The sequence below is a fragment of the Alishewanella sp. d11 genome, from assembly GCF_049390205.1.
In the GTDB taxonomy this organism is placed as follows: Bacteria; Pseudomonadota; Gammaproteobacteria; order Enterobacterales; family Alteromonadaceae; genus Alishewanella.
In genome coordinates this window covers 2655490-2677393 of record NZ_CP186547.1, presented here as the reverse complement: position 1 = coordinate 2677393, position 21904 = coordinate 2655490, and the positions used below count along the sequence as shown (strand labels likewise).

The following is a 21904-nucleotide window of genomic DNA, read 5'->3' as shown; positions in this document are numbered from 1 at the left end:
CTCTTTAATAAAAACGGCAGGTAAAACCTGCCGTGTTAATCTTCTTTTGTGGCTAGCGGCAAATTAGCGTCGAATCAAACACTGGCGCTGAAATTCACGAATGCGCTCAACATAGTGGCGTACCGTTTGAACCGTTAACACGCTACGCTGACCATCTAACACTTGGCCACCAAATTCTTCAGCCAATTTTTTAGCGGCATTATGCATCACGTTAAAATTTTGCAGAGGCTCGCCGGGCCCCGGCAAGGTCATAAATAAGCTCAAACCACGGGTGCTGAGTTTATCCATATTTTCGATATCAAAGGTGCCAGGGTTAAACATATTGGCCAAGCTAAATAATACCTCGCCGTTGCCAGCACTGTCTTGGTGACGATGGAAGATATCCATTTCACCATATTTAAAACCTAACATGGTTAACGCCGCTAGCAGTTCTTGTCCTTTTAATTCTTGTTGCTCAGGCAACAACACATACAAAATCAAAACTTCAGAAGGTGCAGCCGAATCAGTATCGTCAGCATCGCTGGCCATTGACTGATCTGGATAATCTTGCTCTTCAGCTGCGAAATCAGATGTCGATAGCAAGGGCTCTTCTGCTAATGCCGAAAAACTTAACACGGGTTCTTGCGGCTCTTGAAATAACTCATCTTGCTGCATAGGTTCATGTCGACGTTTTACATCGACTGGCCGACTCTGCGGCTTGGCATCAGGATTAGGCGTTGTGGTAAAGCGGCCCTTAGACTCAACAGTTTTTTTTCCTGCGCCCTTAACCACCCTAACCTGACCTATGCCATATTCATCAAAGCCCTCTGCAGGAGCTTGCTCTTTGTCGTTATCCTCAGGATGGTAACGATGTTGCGCTTTGTTACTATTTTTACGCACCGTCCATAAGCCATGTAAGAATAAGCCACCCAATAACAGGGCTCCCAAAATTATTAACACTAAACGCAACTCGCTAGCCATTTTCTTATACCTTTAACTTTTAGGCTACTGCCAGTTTGACAGCATCATCCACATCTACCGCCACAACGCGGGATACACCAGGTTCCTGCATCGTTACGCCCATTAATTGCGACGCCATTTCCATAGCAATTTTATTGTGGCTAATATAAATAAATTGAACCGTTTCAGACATCTCTCGCACTAGATTACAAAAACGCCCCACATTCGCATCATCTAAAGGGGCATCTACTTCATCCAACATACAAAAAGGTGCAGGATTTAATCTGAAAATTGAAAACACCAATGATAAAGCGGTTAACGCTTTTTCACCACCGGATAATAAATGAATTGTACTGTTTTTTTTACCTGGCGGGCGCGCCATAATGCTAACCCCCGTTTCTAATAAATCCTCACCCGTTAAATCAAGATAAGCACTACCGCCACCAAACACTTTTGGGAACAGTTGTTGTAGCCCAGCATTGATGTCATCAAAGGTGCTTTTAAAGCGCTGTTTTGTCTCTCGATCGATTTTACGCATGGCGGTTTCTAAGGTGTCTAGCGCAGAGACTAAATCTTGATGCTGATCATCTAAGTACTGCTTACGCACCGCTTGTTGTTCATATTCATCAATAGCAGCCAGATTGATAGCCCCTAAGCGACTGACGGCATCAAGGGTTTTATCTAACTGCTGCTGCCAGCTTTGCTCATCGGCATTAGCAGGCAGCTGGGCTAGCACCTCTTTCATGCTGACTTGTTGCTCGCGTAACAGTTCTAACATATTGTTCGCTCTAATGCGAAACCCTTCGGCATCTAAACGCAGCGCTTCCAGTTTTTTCTGCTGCTCGGACAGGCGTTGTACAATACCCGACTGCCCTTGTTCCAACGCTCGGATTTGCAGCTCGAGCGAACTTAGCACATTTGTCGCCTCAGCTAACGTGGCTTCAGCGTCTTCACGCAGTAACAGCGATTCTTGCAATTGTTCTTGTAGCACTAAAGCGGGATCATCCTCTGCAAACAGCTGGTGTTGTAATTCAGCAATTTGTTCTTCTAGTAACTGCTGCTGTGACGCGGTGCGCGCTAAGTTTTGCTGTAAGCTTTGTTGCTGACGCTGACAGAGCTGACTTTGCATTTGCAGCTGCACTAAACGCTGTTGTTGCTCGGCACTTTGCACGCGCAGTTGTTCTTCTTGTTGGCGGGCCTCGGTGAGCAGCTGCTGTAACTGCTGTTGTTCACTCAGTTGAGTTTGATAAGCCTGCTCAGCATTGTCTTGCAAAAGCTGCTGCTCATCATAACGCGCGACCAGCAGTTGCTGCTGCATACTAAGCTCAGCGATACTTTGCTGTAATTGCAGGCGCTGCTGTTGCACCTGCGTAAGGGCTAATTGCTTTAACTGAATCGCGGTATGCAGCTGTTGCAGCTGCTGTTTATAGTCGTCTTGTTGCTGGCTAAGCTGTGCGGCTAGCTGTTGCTGTTGTTGATAATGCTGCATTGCTGCCACTTCGACAACTGCGGCTTGGCGCAGGCTAACGTCTAGCTGTGCTAACTGTTGATTTAGCGTGGTCAAGCGTTCCTGCCGCAACAATGCACTGTCTGCAGCATCCGCATCTGGCAGCAATCCCCAGTTACTACCAAGCCATATACCTTCTGGGCAAATGACCGATTGTCCTGCGCGAAGCGACGGCTGCATTATTGTTGCCTTGGTTAAATTGTCAGCCAATAAAATATGCCGAAAGCTCTCTGGATAAGGACCTTGCTGAACTACACTGGCTAAAGTGCGCTGACCATCAGGCATATTCACCGTCTGTTGGGCGCCATTCTCAGACCAATGCGTTGCCAAATAACTCTGGCCAGTTTGCGCATCCAGGTCAAACGGCAGCTGCGGTACTACTTTGGCATGTTTTAAATTGCCCAGCGCCAGTGCCACCGCCAGTGCCCAACCCGGCGTTATGTCAAGTTGTTGCAATAAAAGCTGTTCCGTTGCGGGCAAAGCCGCTTGCAGTTGTACTAGCCGCGCTTGCTCTAATACGCATACTTGCTGCTGATTTTGTAGTTGCTGTAATGCTTGCAGGGCTTTTGCGTGTGCAAGGCCAGCCTGCTGCAATGTGTCTTGTTGTTGTTGCCATTTAACTTGCACCTGCTGTAGTTCGTTTGCCAAGCTGGCTTGCTCAGACGTTAGCTCAGAGATCGTTGCGGCGAGGCTTGTTTCGTCTAACTGCGCCAGTTGCTGCGCTTGTCGCTGTTGTTGCTCGGCCAACTGCTGCTGCTGTTGCTGCAGATGCTGTAACTGCAGCGTGACCTGCTGCACTTGCTCGCGCTGACGGTAACTCGCCTGCTGCCAGTGCTCAAATTGCTGCTGTTGCTGCCGCACTGCTTGACTTGCCTCTTGGAGTAACAAGGTGAGTTCTGCTACCTGTTCGGCCTGTAGCGCCATATCAGGTTCTAACTCGGCTAACTGCGCGTTTAATTCCGCTAGTTGCTGCAAATCGGCTTGTTGATGTCGTGTAAATTCCTGCAGACTATGTTGTTTTTGTTGTAATTGGCTGTGCAGCATTTGTTGCTGTTGCCGCTGGCTAACAATCTGTTGCTCCAATCGACTGATACTGGCACCCAGCTGATAGAAATATTGCTGTCGCTTTTCTTGATCGCTACGAGCATCTGCCGCTTGCGCTTTTAATTCAAGCAAAACGCGCTGATCGCCAGACTGGGCGGCATGATATTTTTCCAGCTCAGCTTCCTGTTCGCGCAATTGTTGCTCTAGTTGGGTTAATTGTTGATTAAACCCCAACCATTTAATCGTGGTGACTTCAGATCGTAATTTGCGCTCTTGCGCTTTTAACTCTTTATAACGCTGTGCTGTCGCCGCCTGACGTTTTAACTTCTCAATATTTTTACCCAGCTCTTCCCGTACATCCGCTAAACGATCCAAATTATCGCGGGTATGTTTAATGCGATTTTCGGTTTCTCGACGCCGCTCTTTATATTTAGAAATCCCCGCGGCTTCTTCAATAAAAACGCGAAGTTCCTGCGGTTTAGATTCAATCAGCCTAGAGATCATGCCTTGCTCTATAATGGCATAGCTGCGTGGCCCCAGTCCGGTGCCTAAAAAGATATCGGTAATATCGCGGCGGCGGCATTTACTGCCATTTAGAAAATAGCTGGATTGTGCATCACGGGTGACTAAACGCTTAATCGCAATTTCACTGCGATCGGCTAGCTGACCGGCTAAACGGCCCTGAGTATTTTCAAAAACCAATTCCACCGACGCCTGCGCGACCGGCTTACGCTGTGCTGAGCCATTAAAAATCACATCGGTCATGGCATCGCCACGCAAGTTTTTGGCCGAGCTTTCGCCCAGCACCCAACGTACTGCATCGATAACATTGGATTTACCGCAGCCATTGGGCCCTACTACCGCCGTCATCGCTGCGGGAAACGGTACAGTAGTCAGGTCGACAAAAGACTTAAATCCGGCTAGTTTAATCTGCTTTAAGCGCATTGCTGGGTAACTTACTTTTAGGCAAGCCACTATTAAAATTGTTATTAATCAGTTTGTTCAATCTACCGAATTTGTATAGTGCTGTCACTTGCTAATTCTTTTATTCGCCTGACTTTGCAGGTTTTTCTGCCGCCAGCGTTCCGCCTTAGCTAACACATCGATATTCTTACGTAGACGCGGTTTTTCGACCACAGAGCTGACAATAATCACAGGTCTGGAAATAATTAGGTTATTCGGATAAATAATCCGCTCCTGATTAGAAGTCGTTAGTACAGTATTAAATAGATGAATTTCTGCAATATCACCTTCTAAGGCGTTATTGCCATCGATAATCCGGACTTTACTGCCTTCGGCAAAATCACGTTGGCCAAGCAAAATAAAAAATGCTGTTACATTACTAATCAACGACCATGATGCAAATAAGGCCACACCGGCCACGGCCACTATCGATGATGCAAATACCAGCAAACCACGGATATCCACGCCCCAAACTAGGCTAAGAATTACCACCAGCATCAACAATAACAGTATATGGCATACCACCAGCGCTCTTTTATTCATCTCTGGTCGAATGCGATTACCTGCCAACAAATTATAGATAACAGGGACTAATCGGCGGCTAATAATGATATAAGCGATAAAAGCCAGTAAGGAGAGCCCTATTTGAATCAGCATCGGGCTTAAATAGGTACTCAGCTTGGTTAAGATATCACTACCGGTAATAATCGATTTTTCCACACTCATCATCTAGTCCAAATCGTTCAAAGGCCAGCTGACAATATAATCTTCAAATTTTTCCATATCGACGTGATCTTCAGATATTGTTTTATTACGTACTGACATTTGTTTTTTATGCATAAGACTTTTTTTGCCGCCATTCAACAATGGATGCCATGACGCTAAACCACGTCCTTCATGTAAACGTCGGTAAGCACAGCTATTGGGCATAAAAAAAATATCTTTCAAATTATCTTTGGTCAGTTTTATGCAATCAGGTACCAATACCGTCCGAAGCTCATATTGCGTGCATTCACACTTATGGCTGTTTAAATAGCGGCAAGCAATGTTGCTGTAATGCACTTGTTCGTCCTGATGCAGAATAGCGGTTGGCCCCTCTTCTTCGTCATCATCGATAAACTTATTTAGGCAGCATTTGGCACAGCCATCACACAGCGCTTCCCACTCTTCGGTATTCATTTCAGCCAGCGTTTTGTGCTGCCAAAAGTTTGCTTCTAAAGCCATTTAATTACTGACCTTGGTCGTTATTGAAAAGAAATCGGCTAACTGCAGCTCCAGCGTGTCACCGAGTTGTAAAGGCCCCACTCCAGCTGGAGTCCCCGTAAGCACTACATCGCCGGGTAACAAGGTAAAATGCTGGCTCATCTCACTAATTAACTGGCTAATACCTCGGATCATATTGGCACTGTTGCCCTGTTGGCGTACTTCACCATTTACGGTAAGACTAAAATCTAACTGCTGTGGGTGCTGCACCGCTTGTTTGGGCACAAAGCCACTTAATGGACAAGCACCGTCAAAGCCTTTAGCAATTTCCCAAGGACGGCCCAGTTGCTTTAACTTAGCCTGAACCTCACGTAAGGTTAAATCCAGCGCTAGGCCGTAACCCCAAATTGCCTCATGCACCTCTGAGAAACTTGCTTTTTTTAAAGGCTTAGCAATTAATACGGCCACTTCCAGTTCATTATGAACAGCACCTTGCTCAAGTGGAATAGTGAAACTGGGACTCAGCGGGACCAAGGCGGTAGCAGGTTTGATAAAAAACAACGCCTCAGGAGCCGTTTTACTTTGCATCTCAGCAATATGGTCTTGGTAATTCTGACCAATACATACAACCTTACCCAGCGGCAGCGGGATACTTTGCTGTGCTATCGTTTGATGCTGATACATTTAATTTTGCTCCGCCACAATGAGATCTGCCAGATAACCAACACTGGTTACAAAGTAATAAGAGCGATTCCAATGCATTAAACTCTTATAGTTATTATAAGCTAAGAAAGCCCGGCCGTTAGGGCCATCAGGTAAAATCAGCGCCGCAGCCAAATCACGTTGCGGTAATTGTTCACCATTTAGTCGGCGCACCCCCAGTTTATGCCAGTCAGCTAAACTACGCTCTGATGCATTCCAACGTTTTAACCACTCGGCACGTGCCAGACTGCCACGTTGTATGGCATGAGCTGCATCGAAACCTGCTGGCAATTGCACTTCACGGCCCCAAGTACCCTTATTATCCCAGCCCTGCTGCTTTAAGTAGAAGGCTATAGAGGCAAATACATCCAGCTCATTAGTCCAGATATCTTTTTTACCATCGCCGTCACCGTCTTGGGCATAGGCTAAAAAGGAGCTTGGCATAAACTGGCTTTGCCCCATAGCCCCCGCCCAAGACCCTTTCATATCTTCCAATTGGATATGACCTTGAGCCAAAATATCCAGCGCATGAAAAAACTCTTCTCTAAAAAATGCTTCTCTACGCCCCTCGTAAGCCATAGTGGCAAGTGCAGAAGGAATAGAGAAATTCCCCATAAAACGACCAAAACTACTTTCTAAACCCCAGAGCGCAATAATAAAGCGGGGTTGTACACCATATTGTTTGCCAATTTGCTCTAATTGCGGCAAATATTGTTGATAACGCTCACGCGCCATGCGGATCCGCGTTTCGCTAACGCGCTTAGGTAAGTAAGTATTTAAGGTTTCTACAATCTCGGGTTGACTTTTATCCGCGCTGATTGCTCTTTCATAAAAGGTCAGTGAACTAAAAACAGCCTCTAGCAAGCTTGCATCGTAGCCTTTGGTTTGCGCTTCTGCTTTCAAGGCTGCCGTGTATGCCGCATAGTCAGGTTTAGGATTTTCGGTGGTAGCTTGTGCAAAAGAAAACTGACTGGTAACTAACATGAAACCCGCTACAACACAGCGATTTAATGAGAAACCCATAATAAAATACACTCCCTTTTCCGCTTAACGGTTTGCGTTGTTCGCCGCCTTATGCGCAGCCAACAAGTTTTCTGGTGGTGGTGGTAATTGCAAATAGAAGCCTTGCTCAGTTAATGCGGCTTTGAGCTTATTGATATCAATTTGTGCCAGATGTTCCCGTTTTGCTAAATTTATTAGGGTAACCAGCTCAGGTTTACCAAAGCTTTCTAACAACAAAGCCGGCACTTTACTAAAGTCGTCCCGCTTTTCAATATACAAATAAGTTCCCTCTTTCCGAGGGCTACGATAAACAGTGCATAACATAGAATAAAACTTCTTCACTAACTTGCCTAACAGATAGCAAGACTATAACATGAAGCGCATGTAGAACGCTGCCATAGCAGTGATAATAATAGTAAAAGCGCTGAATTTTTATGTCTGATCACTCCTTAGAGCTAAAGGGCAGTTTATTCCCTTTGTCCGTGTTACATTGTACTGATTTCAGTGTGAAAACGCTTGAACCGCTGTTAGCGGCAAAACTTGCACAAGCGCCCGGTTTTTTTTATCAGGCGCCGATAATGCTAAATTTGCAAGATTGCCAAGCTGAACCCGATTTTGCAGCATTGAAACAGTTATTTGCAGAACTAAAGCTAGTATTGGTTGGTGTGACGGGTGCCGATGCCGCGATTAAACTCGCTGCGCAACACGCGGGACTGGCCGTGCTGCAAGCGGGTAAAGCGGCAGCAGCAAAATCGGCAAACAATGATGTCAATACTAGAAATGCGTCAGCTTCGACACCCGCAGCACCCTCGCCGGTCGTTGTAACACCACCGGCAATGCTGGACACAAAGGTTGTGGAGCAAACGGTCAGATCTGGTCAGCAAATTTATGCTAAAGGAACTGATCTTATTGTTAAAGGAGCCGTTGGCGCAGGTGCAGAAGTGATTGCCGATGGCAATATCCACATATATGGCTCATTGCGCGGCAAAGCCATTGCAGGGGCAAACGGCGATACAAGCAAACGTATTTATTGTTATAACATGCAGGCTGAACTGGTATCCATTGCGGGCAACTATTGGTTAAGTGACAGCCTTCAAGGTGAGTTTTGGGGAAAATCGGCTTGCATTAGATGGCAAGACGAATCCTTGATTATTTCAGAATTAGTGTAAGGAACCTCACTATGGCTAAGATTATTGTGGTGACATCAGGCAAAGGCGGTGTCGGTAAAACCACCTCCAGTGCAGCTATTGGCACAGGGCTGGCGTTAGCCGGTCATAAAACAGTTATCGTTGATTTCGATATCGGTTTGCGTAATTTAGATTTAATCATGGGCTGCGAACGTCGTGTAGTCTATGACTTTGTTAATGTAATCAATGGTGAAGCAAATTTAAAACAGACATTGATTAAAGATAAGCGGGTAGACAATTTATTTATCCTGCCAGCATCACAAACCCGGGATAAAGATGCCTTGACCAAAGAAGGCGTTGAACGGGTGTTAAACGAACTGGCTGAAGACTTCGATTTTATCCTTTGTGACTCGCCAGCGGGGATTGAATCAGGTGCCATGATGGCTTTGTATTTTGCCGATGAGGCCGTTGTGGTGACTAACCCAGAGGTTTCCTCTGTGCGTGACTCTGATCGGATCCTCGGCATGTTATCAAGCAAATCGCGTCGCGCAGAGCAAGGGTTAGAAGGGATCAAAGAGCACTTATTGCTTACCCGTTACAATCCAGAACGCGTACAAAAAGGTGAGATGCTCAGTGTTGAGGATGTGAAAGAAATTCTCGCTATTGAACTGATTGGTGTTATCCCTGAATCACAAGCGGTTTTAAACGCGTCTAACTCGGGACAACCGGTGATTATGGACAAAGATAGCGATGCAGGTCAGGCTTACCTAGATACCGTAAAACGCCTCCTTGGCGAAACAGTGCCTTTTCGTTTTCTGACCGTTGAGAAAAAAGGCTTTATCAAAAGGATCTTTGGAGGATAACTGATGTCGTTACTGGATTATTTTCGTTCAAAAAAGACCAATACCGCCAGCACGGCGAAAGAGCGTCTACAAATTATTGTGGCGCATGAACGTAAACGCCGATCTGGTCCGGATTATCTCCCTCAGCTAGAACGTGATATTTTGGAAGTTATCCGTAAATATGTTGATATACCTGCAGATCAAATTGCGGTATCGTTAGAACAACGTAGTGATGAATTGTCAGTACTTGAACTGAACGTCACTTTCCCTGATGAAAAGCGTTAATTAGTGCTTTTCTAACACATCTGTCAAAGGAGCAGACAATGCGCAAGACTCTTATTGCCGCTGCGATAATCGCAGCGGGTGTTGCTGGCTATTATGCTATAAACAAATCCTCTACACCCAGCTCAATTAGCTTAAGTGAACTAGATTATGTTCCGGCTGATACCGCTTTATTTTCAGGGCAGTTTACGCCGCTTGATTTGGTGGCGTATTTAAAAAGTCTTGGCATGTCCGCTGAACAGCTAAATAATGCTGAAATGCAGCAAGCCATGACAGAGCTCGCGGCGGAAGCGTCACCCGCAGTGCGCTTCGGATTAGCCCTGTTTCAAGACTACATCACGACCTTAAGCAACCCCGACGATTTTGTAAAAAATACCGGTATAGCATCAAAAACGCGCTCTTTATCTTACTTAGTGGGTGCCGCCCCCGTCCTTCGTTTTGAAGTAACGGATGCCGCCGCCTTCCAAGCTTTTTTCGAACGCGCAGCGACCCAAAGTGGGGTTGAGACTCAGACAAAACAGTTAGCCGGCCATACGTATCAAGCTTACTCGTTAAACGAGTTGTTGGATGGCCTAGAGCTATTAGTCAGTGTTGATCGTGGCTGGGGGACTGTTGCTTTACATAGTAATAAGTTACCTGAAACACATCGCGCTCACGCATTAGCACAGCAAAAACCAGCCAAAAACCTAGGTAACACCAGTAAACTTGCTGATATGAGCCAAAAATACCAACTTAAACAAGATGGTTTAGGCTTTTTAAGCACCGAACAACTCGGTTTAGCTTTCACCACGACCGATGGCAACCAACTGGCACAAGATTTACAGTTAACCTTTACCGCAGGCTTACCCGAAGCATTGCAAGTGTGGCACACGCCAGCATGTCAAACAGATGTTGCCATGTTGACTAAAACTTGGCCAGGTTTAGTCATGGATGCAGAAATAAAGCAACAGAATGCAGCAGGCATCGTGCTCAGCAGTAAAATGATCATACCTACCGAGAGCAAAGTGGCACTTGACGGCTTACAAAAACTACAAGGTTTTATTCCGAAAAGTTTGAACGGTGCTCTGCACCCGTCTATGTTCTATCTTGGTTTGGGAACTGAAATCAGCCAAATCACTCCTGCTATAAGCATACTCTGGGCTGGTATGACAGAGCTATCATTGACTTGCGAACCATTAGTTGCTTTACAGCAACAAATGAAAGAACAAAACCCCATGATGATGTTAGCCATGGCGGGTATGGCGGCCAATGGTTTACAAGGCATGTCCGTAACGATTAATGGTTTTAGTATGGATATGGCAACCGGACAACCCACTGCAGCAGATGCGCTAGTGACCTTGTCTGCTGATAATCCTCAAGCATTATTCACCAATGCACAAGCTATGCTGCCGCCTCTTGCAGGCATTACCCTACCCGCTGCAGGTGATGAGATGTCGGTATCTGAAATTTTCCCGCCCATTGCGGCATTGGGATTAGACGTTCGCCTACAAGCCAGTGACAATCACCTTTTATTGTACGTAGGTGACAAAGCGAAAGCACAAGCAGCTACTATTGCGACTGAGAAACTGAACAAGAACGGTATCTTATCTTTTGGTATGGACTACAAACAGTTTTTTGGCGCCATGTCAGCTATGATTTCTGCTTCTGGCCAGCCAATGCCACCTGAGCTGGAATCCATGATGAATACCGATATGCAGTTAGGTATGTCGTTTGGCGTTGACTCACATGGCGTCGTCCTTACGACAGAAATGAAAGTCAGTGAATAAATAGGCCGCGTATTAAAATTTAAGCCAGAGCTTAGCTCTGGCTTTTTTATTTAAAGCACACTGGTGCGTCTTGCTTTAGCGGCTAGCCACGCATCAATGCTATAACAGCAAAGCGCCAACCAAATAAACCCAAAAGTTATAAATCGCTCAGAAGCTAAAGGTTCTTGATATAACCAGACACCAAACACAAACATCAAGGTGGGGCCGATATATTGGAAAAACCCCATAGTAGAGAGTTGTAAACGCCTTGCTCCAGCGATAAAACAGAGTAATGGCACTGTAGTAACTAAACCCGCAGCAACCAAGTAAACATTCAGACTCAGGCTATTTTGCGCTAAATTAGCAGCGGAACTGTCTGCAAATGCCCACCAATACCATAAAGCGACGGGCAACAATAACAACGACTCAAAAAATAACCCTTTTATCGCATCCACTGCCAACTTTTTTCTAAGTAAACCATAAAGCGCAAAAGAACTGGCGAGCACTAAGGCGATCCAAGGTAGTGCTCCATAAGTCAAAATCTGCCAGATCACGCCAGTTGCCGCTAAAAACACGGCAAACCATTGCAGACGACGTAATCGCTCACCTAAAAATACCATACCTAACAGCACATTAAGCAGCGGGTTGATGTAGTAACCTAAGCTGGCATCTAACATATGATTGTTATTTACCGCCCAGATAAATAACCACCAATTCCCCCCTAACAATAATGCCGACAGTAAGAGCCAAAGCAGTAAGCTTGGCTTGGCGAGAATCGCCAGCGTTGCTCGTCCTTGTTTAAGTAACGCTATAACCAATAGTAATAGTAAAAAAGCCCAAACAATACGATGAATCAAGATCTCGGCTGCGGGGATAAAATCAATTTGTTTGAAATATAAAGGGGCTATCCCCCAAAGACTGTAAGCCGTGGCAGCAAAAATGCCACCGAGCTTTTGTTCGCGGGTTAAAGACATACACACTCCAACAGGTTGAGGCCAATTATAGGCTTTTTCGCATTAAGCTCCTACCCTATTCTGGCTTTCACTTTGTTGTTGTTTGATTCAACTTCGGCTTACCCTCTCCCAATAAAACTAATCCGGCAGTGCCGGATTAGTTTAAGTACAATCTAATTTGAGGCGGCTAAATTAAATTGCTGTATTAAAATCATCCAGCAAAATTAAGCCAACATCAGCAGTAAGATCTGCACCATCGCGTGCGACAGCGGTATAGATACGATTTGCTGCAAGATCTAATGACAAGGGACCAATGGCTGCAGTTTTCGTTCCAGCAGCTGTTACAGTAACGAAATAAGTACCGGCATTTAATGAAACATAACTTGTCTCTTGTTTAAATTCTACGGCGGCAAAAGCGGGTGTGGCGCTGCTGATATCGTTGGTTGCTGTAACATAGATATCGACTGGTCCAGCTAAGGTTGAGCCATGCACAATACGAACCTGCGCTTCAGTGGCAATCCGACGTGGCGTGTCCGCTAACACTAAAGGCGAAATGGTATTGTTACCTAGTGAACCTACAGCAATCACACTATAGAATGCCCCTTTTTCCAAGGTTAGATTTTCATTGATCACCACAACGCTATTGTCTGCTGCTGCAGCCACTTTTACATTATAGGTATCAGGAGCAACACCAACATAGTTCGTAAAATTAGGGAAAGCTAAGCTTTCAACCAACTTTGTACTGTCATTTACGATCACATCAACGGCAGGAGCATCAGAGACATTATGTATCACACGAACCGATGCTGTGGTATTCACATCAGCAATATCCGAAAACTTACCGTCTGGAGCAACAGCTAATAACGATACAGGCGATTCACCAGACAAGCGATTATTGATGGCAGCTACGACTAAGTCAGTACCACCAGCAAGTTCAAGGGTACCTGAATCAAAAACAACGGTTTGCTGCCCTGGTAAAGTAATCCTGACTCGATAATTACCTGGAGCAACATCAACGGCGGCAGTAGATTGCTTAAAATCTAAGGTTGCCAGAGGCGCAGTTAAAGCTTGCTCAGGCGCTGTTACATGAATATCTACTGTCGGAGCATTAGATGCTGCATGCACAACCTGCAAACGTACGCTATCTGCAGCTAATGCTTTTACTGGAGAAGTGACAACAAGGGGTTCCAGTGTTGTTGCTGCCACTGAGCCTACTGCAAAGACTTTATAGTTAGTTGCCTCAGCTAAAGTAAGATCTAATGGACCTATAACCGTTGCAGTAGCACTCGCCGGAAGCCTTGCTTGCACAGCAACATTGTAGGTTGCTGGTGCCAAACTAAAGTTAGCAGAGCTCTGTGCATATGCTAGATTCTCAACAACCGCATTATTAGCGAGAAGAATATTTACATTTGGCGCATCAGAAGCAGCATGAATAACACGTAGCGTTGCATCTACTACAACTGGAGGTGGCGGCGGTGGTGGTACTATAACATCGTCATCATCATTACAAGCACTGAGGCTAGCCAAGGCAACTGCGGCTATTGAAACAGATAAGATTTTATTCATTGTTGATTCCCTTTAGTTTTATTAAGCGAAAAAGTTTACGCCGTAAAATTTGCGGGAGATCAACAAAAATCATTGCTAAATTTAGGTTATAACATCACATATTTTCGATAAATCCAACATGCAGTTTTGTACGTAGTGCGGCAGCAAATACTACAAAATAATATGTTCAGGGATCGGCAAGTACGGCATTAAAATCGCTTTACGCCAACCACACAAATATTCTGGAATGGGCAACTCGGCTCTGTCGGCATCAGCGACACGCCAGCACCAATTAAAAAACTCGTGTAATTGACGGCGCGTTGATAAAAACGAAGCAGGGATCTGCGCGGCAGCAGCGGCCAACTTAACCGCTTGACCTAATTCCGCTAACACTACTTTTTCACCAGCAAAGTGGTCTAGATGGTAAAATCGCTGCGGGCATTGCTCTGCCGGGATATTTTTGGCCGTGTTTATTAACTCTACTAATAATTTGGCATGACGCCGCATATCACGACTCGCCATGCCAGGTATGTTGAGTAAGCTTTCCGCTGAAGCTGGGCGGCGCTTAGCAAGCTCTAACAATTGAGCATCTTTAGCCACTAATCCAAGAGCTAAATCTCGCTGGCTTGCATATTGAAAACGCCAACTCACCAGTTCACGCAGCACCGCTAATTCTCGGCTAGTGAGCTGTGTACTGTTTTTTACCTCAAGATATTTAAAAGCGTCAGGTAGTTGCTGCTGTTTCCGTTGTAAAAGTTGTTGCCCTTCCGCGAGTAATAGGTCTAATTTATTAGGCTGCGTAAACTCCGCTAACAGCTTGCTATAAACCGGCAAGAGGAATTTTACATCATTGGCGGCATAGGCGAGTTGCCTTTCAGCCAAAGGCCTCGCTAACCAATCAGTTCTGGCTTCACTTTTATCTAGAAGAGTTCCTGTCAGCTGCTCAACCAAACGTCCATAACCAATACTGCCGCCCCAATCTAAAATTTCAGCAGCAAGTTGTGTATCAAATAAAGGGCTGATTTCTAAAATACCAATACTGGCAAACGCCTCCAAATCCTCTGTACAAGAATGCAAAATTTTAGTGATGTGTGGCGCTAGCAGCAGTTCTTTTAAAGGTTGCCAATCAGTAATCGCTAACGGATCCACCAAGGCTAATTGCACACCATCAAATAATTGAATAAGGCCAAGTTTTGGTACCAATGTACTTTGCCGAATAAACTCTGTATCTACCGCCAGCAAAGGCTGCGACAGAGCACGCTGACAGAATTGGGCTAGACTTTGGTTATTGCTTAGCAATGACATGGAGAATTCTCTGTAATAACGTTGCTCAGTTAATTTGGCTATTACGCCAACGACAACAAGCCAAATTAAATTGACAAAAAAGCCGGCGCGGGGCCGGCTTTTCTTATTAACCGCGTAATTCGCGGCGTAAGATTTTGCCTACATTGGTTTTGGGTAGCTCACTGCGGAATTCTACCAGTTTTGGCACCTTGTAGCCCGTTAAATGTTGCTTACAGTGGGTAATGACCTCTTCTTCCGTCAGGGACGCGTCTTTTTTAACCACAAAAACTTTAACGACTTCACCTGTAACTTCGTTGGGTACACCCACAGCGGCCACTTCTAACACTTTTTCGTTCATCGCAACAACTTCTTCAATTTCATTAGGGTATACATTAAACCCAGAAACTAAAATCATATCTTTCTTACGATCAACGATATAAAAGAACCCTTGTTCATCCATGCGTGCGATATCACCAGTGTAAAGCCAGCCATTTTTAATGGTTTTTGCCGTTTCTTCCGGACGATTTAAATAACCTAACATAACCTGCGGGCCCTGCACGATCATCTCACCTGACTCACCGAGCGGCACATCATTATCGTTTTCATCAACCAGTCGAATATCCGTTGATGGCGCGGGTAAACCGATACTGCCATTAAAGTCAGGCAGATTGAATGGACTTAAGGTGACTAAAGGGCAGCACTCTGTTAAACCATACCCCTCTAACAAACGGGTTTTAGTGACTTTTTTCCAACGCTCAGCGACTGGACGCTGCACGGCCATACCGCCACCTAGCGATAATTTCAGTTTGCTAAAATCTAACTCGGCAAAACCAGGGGTGTTGAGCAAACCATTAAACAACGTATTTACGCCGGTAATCGCGGTGAACGGGAATTTAGCCAGCTCTTTAACAAAGTTGGGCATATCGCGTGGATTAGTGATCAATAAATTTGTACCACCGTGTTTGAAAAACACAAAGAAGTTAGCGGTAAGCGCAAATATATGGTACAGCGGTAAAGCCGTAACGACATTCTCAGTACCATCATCTAAAAACTGATCTAAAAAGCCGCTTGCTTGCTCAAGGTTAGCAACCATATTGCGATGCGTTAGCATCGCACCTTTTGAAACCCCCGTTGTGCCGCCGGTATATTGCAAAAATGCAATGTCATCGCCCTTCACCACAGGCTTTTGCCAAGTTAGACTTGCACCACGTGCAAGAACTTGATTAAAAGGGGTAAATTTACGTAACTGGTAGGCTGGAATCAGCTTTTTAACGTGTTTAACCACTAAATTCACGATAGTGCCTTTCACCGTCCCCAGCATATCGCCCATTTTGGTTAAAATAACATGTTCAACCTGCATTTGCTTTTCAACAGCCATCAGGGTGTGCGCAAAATTCTCAACAATAACAATAGCTTTAGCTTTTGAATCTGTTAATTGATGTTGTAATTCTCGTGGTGTGTAAAGCGGGTTAACATTGACTACGCTACAGCCGGCTCTGAGAACACCCATTAATGCTATTGGATATTGCAACAAATTTGGCATCATAATGGCTACCGCATCACCAGGCTTTAAACCCAGTTCATGCTGTAGATAAGCGGCAAAAGCCTTGCTTTGACGATCTAACTCACGATAGGTAATACTCTTACCCATATTGATAAAAGCAACTTTATCAGCATATTTTTCAATACTCTGACTGAAAATATCTAATAAAGAAGAATAATGATCAGGATCGATCTGCGCCGGAACGCCCTCGGGATATGAATTGAACCAGACTCTGTCCACCGTCTACTCCTTAATAAAGTTGTTATACTAAGCGCAAGCATTGGTTGAGCTTTTGAAAGGCTTAGCTTTTTATTGTTATTTTAGCTGCTTTTGTGCAATTCGCGGAGTTATTGCTTGGCTGCAGCGATCTGTCTGAGCTTTTACTCTAATAACATCATCCCATAAAAGGACTAAACAGACAATCTGTCAACATACACTGATGGTCGTCTTTCGCCCTATTCACACTGATCAATTACCCTATTCGCAACTAAAGCATACTCTAGTTCGGCAATTCAACAGCAATGGGTTTTACAAATTTTAAAGTCATCCGGTCACTTTCGCCAATATTCAGATAATAATCGCGATCTTCTAACCCCAGTGCCAATGTTGGCGGCAAGGTGTACACACCTCGAGTATAGTTTTTAGTATCTTTAGGGTTAGCATTGATTTCGCTGGTTTCGACTAATTGAAAACCAACCTGTTCTGCAACACTAATTAAATAGGCCTCATCGGTATAGCCTTCTACCGCATAACTGGTCACATCAGAGACTCTTGCGGCACGGTGTTCTACCATCCCCAACACACCACCAGGTTTCAAAACGGAAAAAAGATTTTGCATGGTTGCCAACAAATGGCCATGTTTATCCCAAATATGTGCATTTCGAAAACTTAACACCATATCAAACTGCTCAGGAGCTAAAGCAGGAACAAACTGTGGTGGATCTAAAGCAACACTTGCAACTGTACCAAATTTTTCAACTTGTTCTGTCAGTCTTTGTTGTAAACGCGCACTTAATCTTGCCCAAAATAAACTGCGTTCGTCATTAATATTTCCTCCGTCTTGGCGAAAATGCGCAACCGTAAGTTGACCTTGATCTTTTAAAAAAGGCGCCAAGATCTCAGTATACCAACCACGCACAGGCCAAAGCTCCAACACTGACATTTGCGGTTCAATACCAAAAAATAGTAATGTTTCTACTGGGTTACGGTATTGATTTCGATGTAAATGTGCCGCACCTCTTGCCGGATTTTCGGCATGAGCCGCTATCTGCTCTCGCCAGAGCTCTGTGGATTTGGCCAAAGCATCCCCACTTAGCAGTTGCAATAAACTGATAATGACCATCGTTGTTATTATTTTTGTCATAGTTAAGACCCTGGATTAACAGAACATCTTGCTTAACATCCTATCGATTACCCAAACGGAATTAAGCACCGAATTCAGGCGGTTAGCTTTAAGATAACGCTCAATTTGACTAAAAGTCCAGCAAAAGTAGGTTATCTTTTTATATCATATTTTCGTAACCATATCGCAAGTTGCTTGGTATAACGATAAGGCTACTTTACACTCTCGTCTTTAAGATTCTATTTAAAAGGTTATGACATGCGCGCCTTGTTATTGTTCCCGCTATTAGCATTAAGTAGCACCTCTTTGTTTGCAGCACCCAAAAATGTCATTTATATGATTGGCGATGGTATGGGCCCTGCATACCTTACCGCTTATCGCTATTACCAACATCAGCTTACCTTTGGTGCAGAAGCCGCAAACAAGCCTGTTGCAAACACCATTTTTGATGATTTATTAACGGGAATGGCGAGTACCTACCCCGACGATGATACCTTAGTGACTGATTCTGCCGCTGGGGCAACCGCTTTAGCAACCGGAGTTAAAAGCTTTAACGGTGCTATCTCGGTCAATCGTCAACATATCCCTATTGGCACCATGATGCAGCTTGCTAAGCAATTAGGGAAAGCCAACGGCATCGTTGCCAGTTCGCAAGTTAATCACGCGACGCCTGCGGCTTTTGTGTCGCATAATGTTAGCCGTCGCAACCTAAACGCGATTGCTGATATGTATTTTGATTATAAAATTAACGGCCAACCGGTTGCCGATGTTATTTTCGGTGGCGGCACTGATTTTTTTATTCGTGAAGATAGAAACGTTATTGCCGACTTTAAAGCAGCGGGTTATCAATATGCAGACAGCTGGCAACAATTAACGACATTATCGCAGAAACCCGCTATTGCTCTACTGGATAAAGTAGCCTTACCGCCGGTACTAAATTCCAGCCAACCAGCTCAACTTGCAACCTTGACTAGTAAAGCATTACAACTGCTCCAGCCGTCAGAGAAAGGCTTTGTCCTTATGGTAGAAGGCAGTCAAATTGATTGGTGTGGGCATGATAATGATATCGCTTGCGCTATGGCCGAAATGCATGACTTTGCGCAAGCCGTGCTCGTCGCCAAAGCCTATGTTGATGCGAATCCAGATACGTTACTGGTGATAACAGCTGATCATGAAACCGGTGGTATGTCGTTGGGCGCCAATGGCAAATACCTGTGGTTACCAGAGATCATCAGCAAGGTTTCAGCAACGGGTCGAAAAATTGCCGACGAGTTAAATGCCGCAGCGAGTGACGAAGCCGCGTTAAAGCGCTGGTCCGAATTAACACACATCACTCTTACCGCCGAAGAACAACAGCGACTGTTGGCACAGCGTGGCGGTGAGCAAAAAGCCTTACGTGAAGTCGCGGTACAATTAATCTCGCAATACTCTTACACCGGTTGGACGACTGGAGGTCACACTGCGGCAGATGTGCCCATTATGGCTTACGGTAAAAACCGTGAGGATTTTCAGGGTTTTATGGACAACACTGCGATTGCCAAACAATTGATTCGGTATATCAGCACTCAGCAGCCCAAATAAGGCTAAAAATACTTTAATGACAGACAAGCCCAGTAATTGCTGGGCTTGTTCGTATTCACTAACCTGTTACTCGCTCGTTTGACCGGTTAATTGCTCTCTTAACTTTGGCGCGCTGGTCGCATTGTCTAACCAAATATTAAAAAAAGCCGGCCCAAAAGCGTTGTCTGCTAACACTCCAGTTTTGCTGCCGTTAAAATAAAACTCCACCGTATTATCTGGTAGCAACACCGCGGCAAGTCGATCACCTTTTTTCACATCCTGCCATAATGTTGTCAGCTGCTCAGCCCACTGTTGCTGCTGCTCAGGGCTGCTTTGTTGCAGTTTTTTCCATTCATCAACCGTGGCTTTAATAAACTGATCTCGGCTGATATTGCGCTTATAGGTCAGCTCTAATAACAAAGGGGCGCTCTGTTGGTAATCGACAAAACGGCCATCACTACTGGCTAACCTGGCATCATACAATTGCCAAAACATATAGCGATAACTGCCTTGACCTACCGTTTGCAGATCGGGAACCGCAAAGGCGGGTGAGGTAACGCTGAACGCTATCAATAAAGCTATGATTTTACGCATACCATCTCCTGCTATAACCAAAAATAATACCCAGAAAGCCCCAAACCAGCGTGAGTACAACATAAGACCAAATCCCCGCAGGGAAGCTCATTACACCATCGCTCAGTGCAGCGCCACCGATGTAAGATAAGGGTCCACCCACACCGCCAAGCAACGCGGCTAGCCAAGGCTTTGTTAAAAAGCGACTCATCACTTCAACAAGGGCTAACGCAAAAATACCCCAGAGCAGCACAAACCACAGAGGTAGCCAAGCAAGTTGCGCGAAACTTAAAATACCGGAGAACACTAACAGGCTATCCACGACAATGCCGAAAATAGCCGTTAATGCGACCGCCAATTGCGCATTACGCGAAGGTAACTGCCATAAACCATAGAGCAAATATAATAATACAGGCCAAAAAGCCAACTGCTGAAAATACACTAATAAAAACCAGCACACTTCAAAACCCAGCAATGCCCGCCATGGTATATTCACTTTTAACGCTGTCATTGTTGCTTCATCCTTGCGGCTAGTTTAGTGCGTAACCCATAAGGTAATACACTTAATAGCTTTAGCAGGTAGCCTAAGCGTCTGGGAAAGCGTAAGCGCAATTTTCCGGCATTGATCCCGTCGAAAATCCGCTTGGCCGCTTCAGCTACCGGCATCAAAAAAGGCATCGAAAAATCATTTTTTTGGGTAAGCGGCGTATCAATAAAACCCGGTTCAATTAAACAGACGTTAATGCCGGTATCTGCCAAATCAACACGCAAGCTTTCCGCAAAATAACTTACTGCAGCTTTGCTCGCACCATAAGCCTCAGAGCGGGTAAAGGGAAAAAAGTGCGCCATCGAGCTAACAATTGCCAAGGTATTGCCCACTTTAAGTGTTGGTAAAAATAGTTTAGTGCTGGCCACCACTGCCTGAAAGTTGATGGCAAAGGTTCTCTCAAAAGCAGCCAGGTCTAAATCCAGCGCAGACACATATTCGCAATTGCCGGCGTTTAGTAAAACCACATCAAAGTGATGTGAAGCAGGCAAGCTTTCACGCCAGGCTTGCATAGCAACTAGATCGGTTAGATCCAGACTAACCGGAATAATCTGTTTGGGTTGCTCCGCTGCAAGCTCAGCGAGTTTGTCAGCCGAACGCGCAAGGGCATATACTGTCCAGCCTTGCTTTGCATAGTAAAGTGCAGTTTCACGGCCAATACCCGAACTTGCACCTGTGATTAAGATTGTTGCCGACATGGTTACTCCTTATCAATCTACTGTCTTGTACGTAAAGTTTTTAGAACAGTTCAGCGGTAACCGAGGATATTCTTCTTAGTTTCTATCGAAGAAACCAGACTTAAGAGGAAAAAGCACATATACCATGACGTATTTTAGCGTTCGTCCTGAGATATACTTAAAAAATGGGAATTGACCAGAGAAATTAGCAAGGCTAAGCGTACAGGTCGACGCCTAACATGGCTTGCACTTCATTACGACGTTGTTCATTTTGTAAACTTTGATAAGCAGCAATAGCGCGTTCGTTGCGCGGTTCAGCATTATCACGAAAGGATTGGCGGTTACTTTGCGCCTCACGTTCATTATCTAAACGGGAAATAGCCTCACTGTCGACGCGAATGCCAGCCGCTTGATTAACCGTATTATCCCGCTCCAGCTGCACGGCGCGCGTAGGCTGTGGCCGATTTGTTGCCGGATTTAGCAGACTACTGGGATTGATATTATTGCTGGCGTTAATGCTCATG

General features: G+C 45.0%; 21 protein-coding genes. 5 read left to right on the top strand and 16 right to left on the bottom strand.

Annotated elements, in window-relative coordinates; all coding sequences use genetic code 11:
- Positions 1-63 precede the first annotated feature (63 nt).
- The 7 genes from zipA to ACO1PK_RS12210 form a co-directional block, all read right to left on the bottom strand.
- Positions 64-960 carry a cell division protein ZipA gene (gene zipA, locus ACO1PK_RS12240; protein ID WP_423185900.1) on the bottom strand — a complete coding sequence of 299 codons (897 nt, stop codon included), beginning with the start codon at positions 958-960 and terminating at the stop codon, positions 64-66.
- 19 nt (positions 961-979) lie between these two features.
- Entirely contained in the window at positions 980-4435 is a 3456-nt protein-coding gene (gene smc, locus ACO1PK_RS12235) for a chromosome segregation protein SMC (RefSeq protein ID WP_423185899.1), read from the bottom strand.
- 84 nt (positions 4436-4519) lie between these two features.
- Entirely contained in the window at positions 4520-5182 is a 663-nt protein-coding gene (locus ACO1PK_RS12230) for a mechanosensitive ion channel domain-containing protein (RefSeq protein WP_423185898.1), read from the bottom strand.
- Positions 5183-5677: a YcgN family cysteine cluster protein gene (locus tag ACO1PK_RS12225; RefSeq protein WP_423185897.1), complete on the bottom strand. Its 495-nt coding sequence runs from the start codon at positions 5675-5677 to the stop codon at positions 5183-5185.
- Complete coding sequence (locus ACO1PK_RS12220; protein WP_423185896.1) at positions 5678-6340, bottom strand: fumarylacetoacetate hydrolase family protein; 663 nt, start codon at positions 6338-6340, stop codon at positions 5678-5680.
- On the bottom strand, positions 6341-7342 hold the full coding sequence (locus tag ACO1PK_RS12215) for a lytic murein transglycosylase (RefSeq protein WP_423188214.1): 1002 nt from the start codon (positions 7340-7342) through the stop codon (positions 6341-6343).
- 63 nt (positions 7343-7405) lie between these two features.
- On the bottom strand, positions 7406-7684 hold the full coding sequence (locus ACO1PK_RS12210; RefSeq protein WP_423188213.1) for a YcgL domain-containing protein: 279 nt from the start codon (positions 7682-7684) through the stop codon (positions 7406-7408).
- Between the two features lie 110 nt (positions 7685-7794).
- Here ACO1PK_RS12210 and minC point away from each other — a divergent pair, with 110 nt between their 5' ends.
- The 4 genes from minC to ACO1PK_RS12190 are packed head-to-tail and all read left to right on the top strand — an operon-like array spanning position 7795 to position 11377.
- Positions 7795-8529, top strand: a complete 735-nt coding sequence (gene minC, locus ACO1PK_RS12205) for a septum site-determining protein MinC (protein WP_423185895.1) — start codon at positions 7795-7797, stop codon at positions 8527-8529.
- 11 nt (positions 8530-8540) lie between these two features.
- On the top strand, positions 8541-9350 hold the full coding sequence (gene minD, locus ACO1PK_RS12200; RefSeq protein WP_423185894.1) for a septum site-determining protein MinD: 810 nt from the start codon (positions 8541-8543) through the stop codon (positions 9348-9350).
- Between the two features lie 3 nt (positions 9351-9353).
- The gene (gene minE, locus ACO1PK_RS12195; protein WP_189430780.1) at positions 9354-9614 is read left to right on the top strand and encodes a cell division topological specificity factor MinE; all 261 of its coding nucleotides are present in this window, start codon (positions 9354-9356) and stop codon (positions 9612-9614) included.
- 38 nt (positions 9615-9652) lie between these two features.
- The gene (locus ACO1PK_RS12190) at positions 9653-11377 is read left to right on the top strand and encodes a hypothetical protein (RefSeq protein WP_423185893.1); all 1725 of its coding nucleotides are present in this window, start codon (positions 9653-9655) and stop codon (positions 11375-11377) included.
- 50 nt (positions 11378-11427) lie between these two features.
- Here ACO1PK_RS12190 and rarD read toward each other — a convergent pair whose 3' ends face one another.
- The 5 genes from rarD to ACO1PK_RS12165 form a co-directional block, all read right to left on the bottom strand.
- Positions 11428-12330, bottom strand: a complete 903-nt coding sequence (rarD, locus tag ACO1PK_RS12185) for an EamA family transporter RarD (protein WP_423185892.1) — start codon at positions 12328-12330, stop codon at positions 11428-11430.
- Between the two features lie 171 nt (positions 12331-12501).
- Positions 12502-13875 carry a DUF4397 domain-containing protein gene (locus tag ACO1PK_RS12180; RefSeq protein ID WP_423185891.1) on the bottom strand — a complete coding sequence of 458 codons (1374 nt, stop codon included), beginning with the start codon at positions 13873-13875 and terminating at the stop codon, positions 12502-12504.
- A gap of 150 nt (positions 13876-14025) precedes the next feature.
- On the bottom strand, positions 14026-15159 hold the full coding sequence (gene rnd / locus ACO1PK_RS12175; protein ID WP_423185890.1) for a ribonuclease D: 1134 nt from the start codon (positions 15157-15159) through the stop codon (positions 14026-14028).
- A gap of 106 nt (positions 15160-15265) precedes the next feature.
- On the bottom strand, positions 15266-16921 hold the full coding sequence (gene fadD, locus ACO1PK_RS12170; RefSeq protein ID WP_423185889.1) for a long-chain-fatty-acid--CoA ligase FadD: 1656 nt from the start codon (positions 16919-16921) through the stop codon (positions 15266-15268).
- Between the two features lie 259 nt (positions 16922-17180).
- The gene (locus tag ACO1PK_RS12165) at positions 17181-18044 is read right to left on the bottom strand and encodes a class I SAM-dependent methyltransferase (RefSeq protein ID WP_423185888.1); all 864 of its coding nucleotides are present in this window, start codon (positions 18042-18044) and stop codon (positions 17181-17183) included.
- A 237-nt stretch (positions 18045-18281) separates the two neighbouring features.
- On the opposite strand from ACO1PK_RS12165, the gene ACO1PK_RS12160 reads away from it, so the two are divergent.
- Positions 18282-19604, top strand: coding sequence for an alkaline phosphatase (locus ACO1PK_RS12160; RefSeq protein WP_423185887.1), 1323 nt, complete (start codon positions 18282-18284; stop codon positions 19602-19604).
- A gap of 66 nt (positions 19605-19670) precedes the next feature.
- On the opposite strand, the gene ACO1PK_RS12155 is transcribed toward ACO1PK_RS12160, so the two are convergent.
- The 4 genes from ACO1PK_RS12155 to ACO1PK_RS12140 form a co-directional block, all read right to left on the bottom strand.
- The gene (locus ACO1PK_RS12155) at positions 19671-20177 is read right to left on the bottom strand and encodes a chalcone isomerase family protein (RefSeq protein WP_423185886.1); all 507 of its coding nucleotides are present in this window, start codon (positions 20175-20177) and stop codon (positions 19671-19673) included.
- Positions 20170-20667, bottom strand: a complete 498-nt coding sequence (locus tag ACO1PK_RS12150) for a DUF2878 domain-containing protein (RefSeq protein WP_423185885.1) — start codon at positions 20665-20667, stop codon at positions 20170-20172. Before ACO1PK_RS12150 ends, ACO1PK_RS12155 begins: the two co-directional genes overlap by 8 nt.
- Positions 20664-21401: an SDR family NAD(P)-dependent oxidoreductase gene (locus ACO1PK_RS12145; RefSeq protein ID WP_423185884.1), complete on the bottom strand. Its 738-nt coding sequence runs from the start codon at positions 21399-21401 to the stop codon at positions 20664-20666. Before ACO1PK_RS12145 ends, ACO1PK_RS12150 begins: the two co-directional genes overlap by 4 nt.
- Before the next feature lie 193 nt (positions 21402-21594).
- Complete coding sequence (locus ACO1PK_RS12140; protein WP_423185883.1) at positions 21595-21903, bottom strand: hypothetical protein; 309 nt, start codon at positions 21901-21903, stop codon at positions 21595-21597.
- Position 21904: the final 1 nt, after the last annotated feature.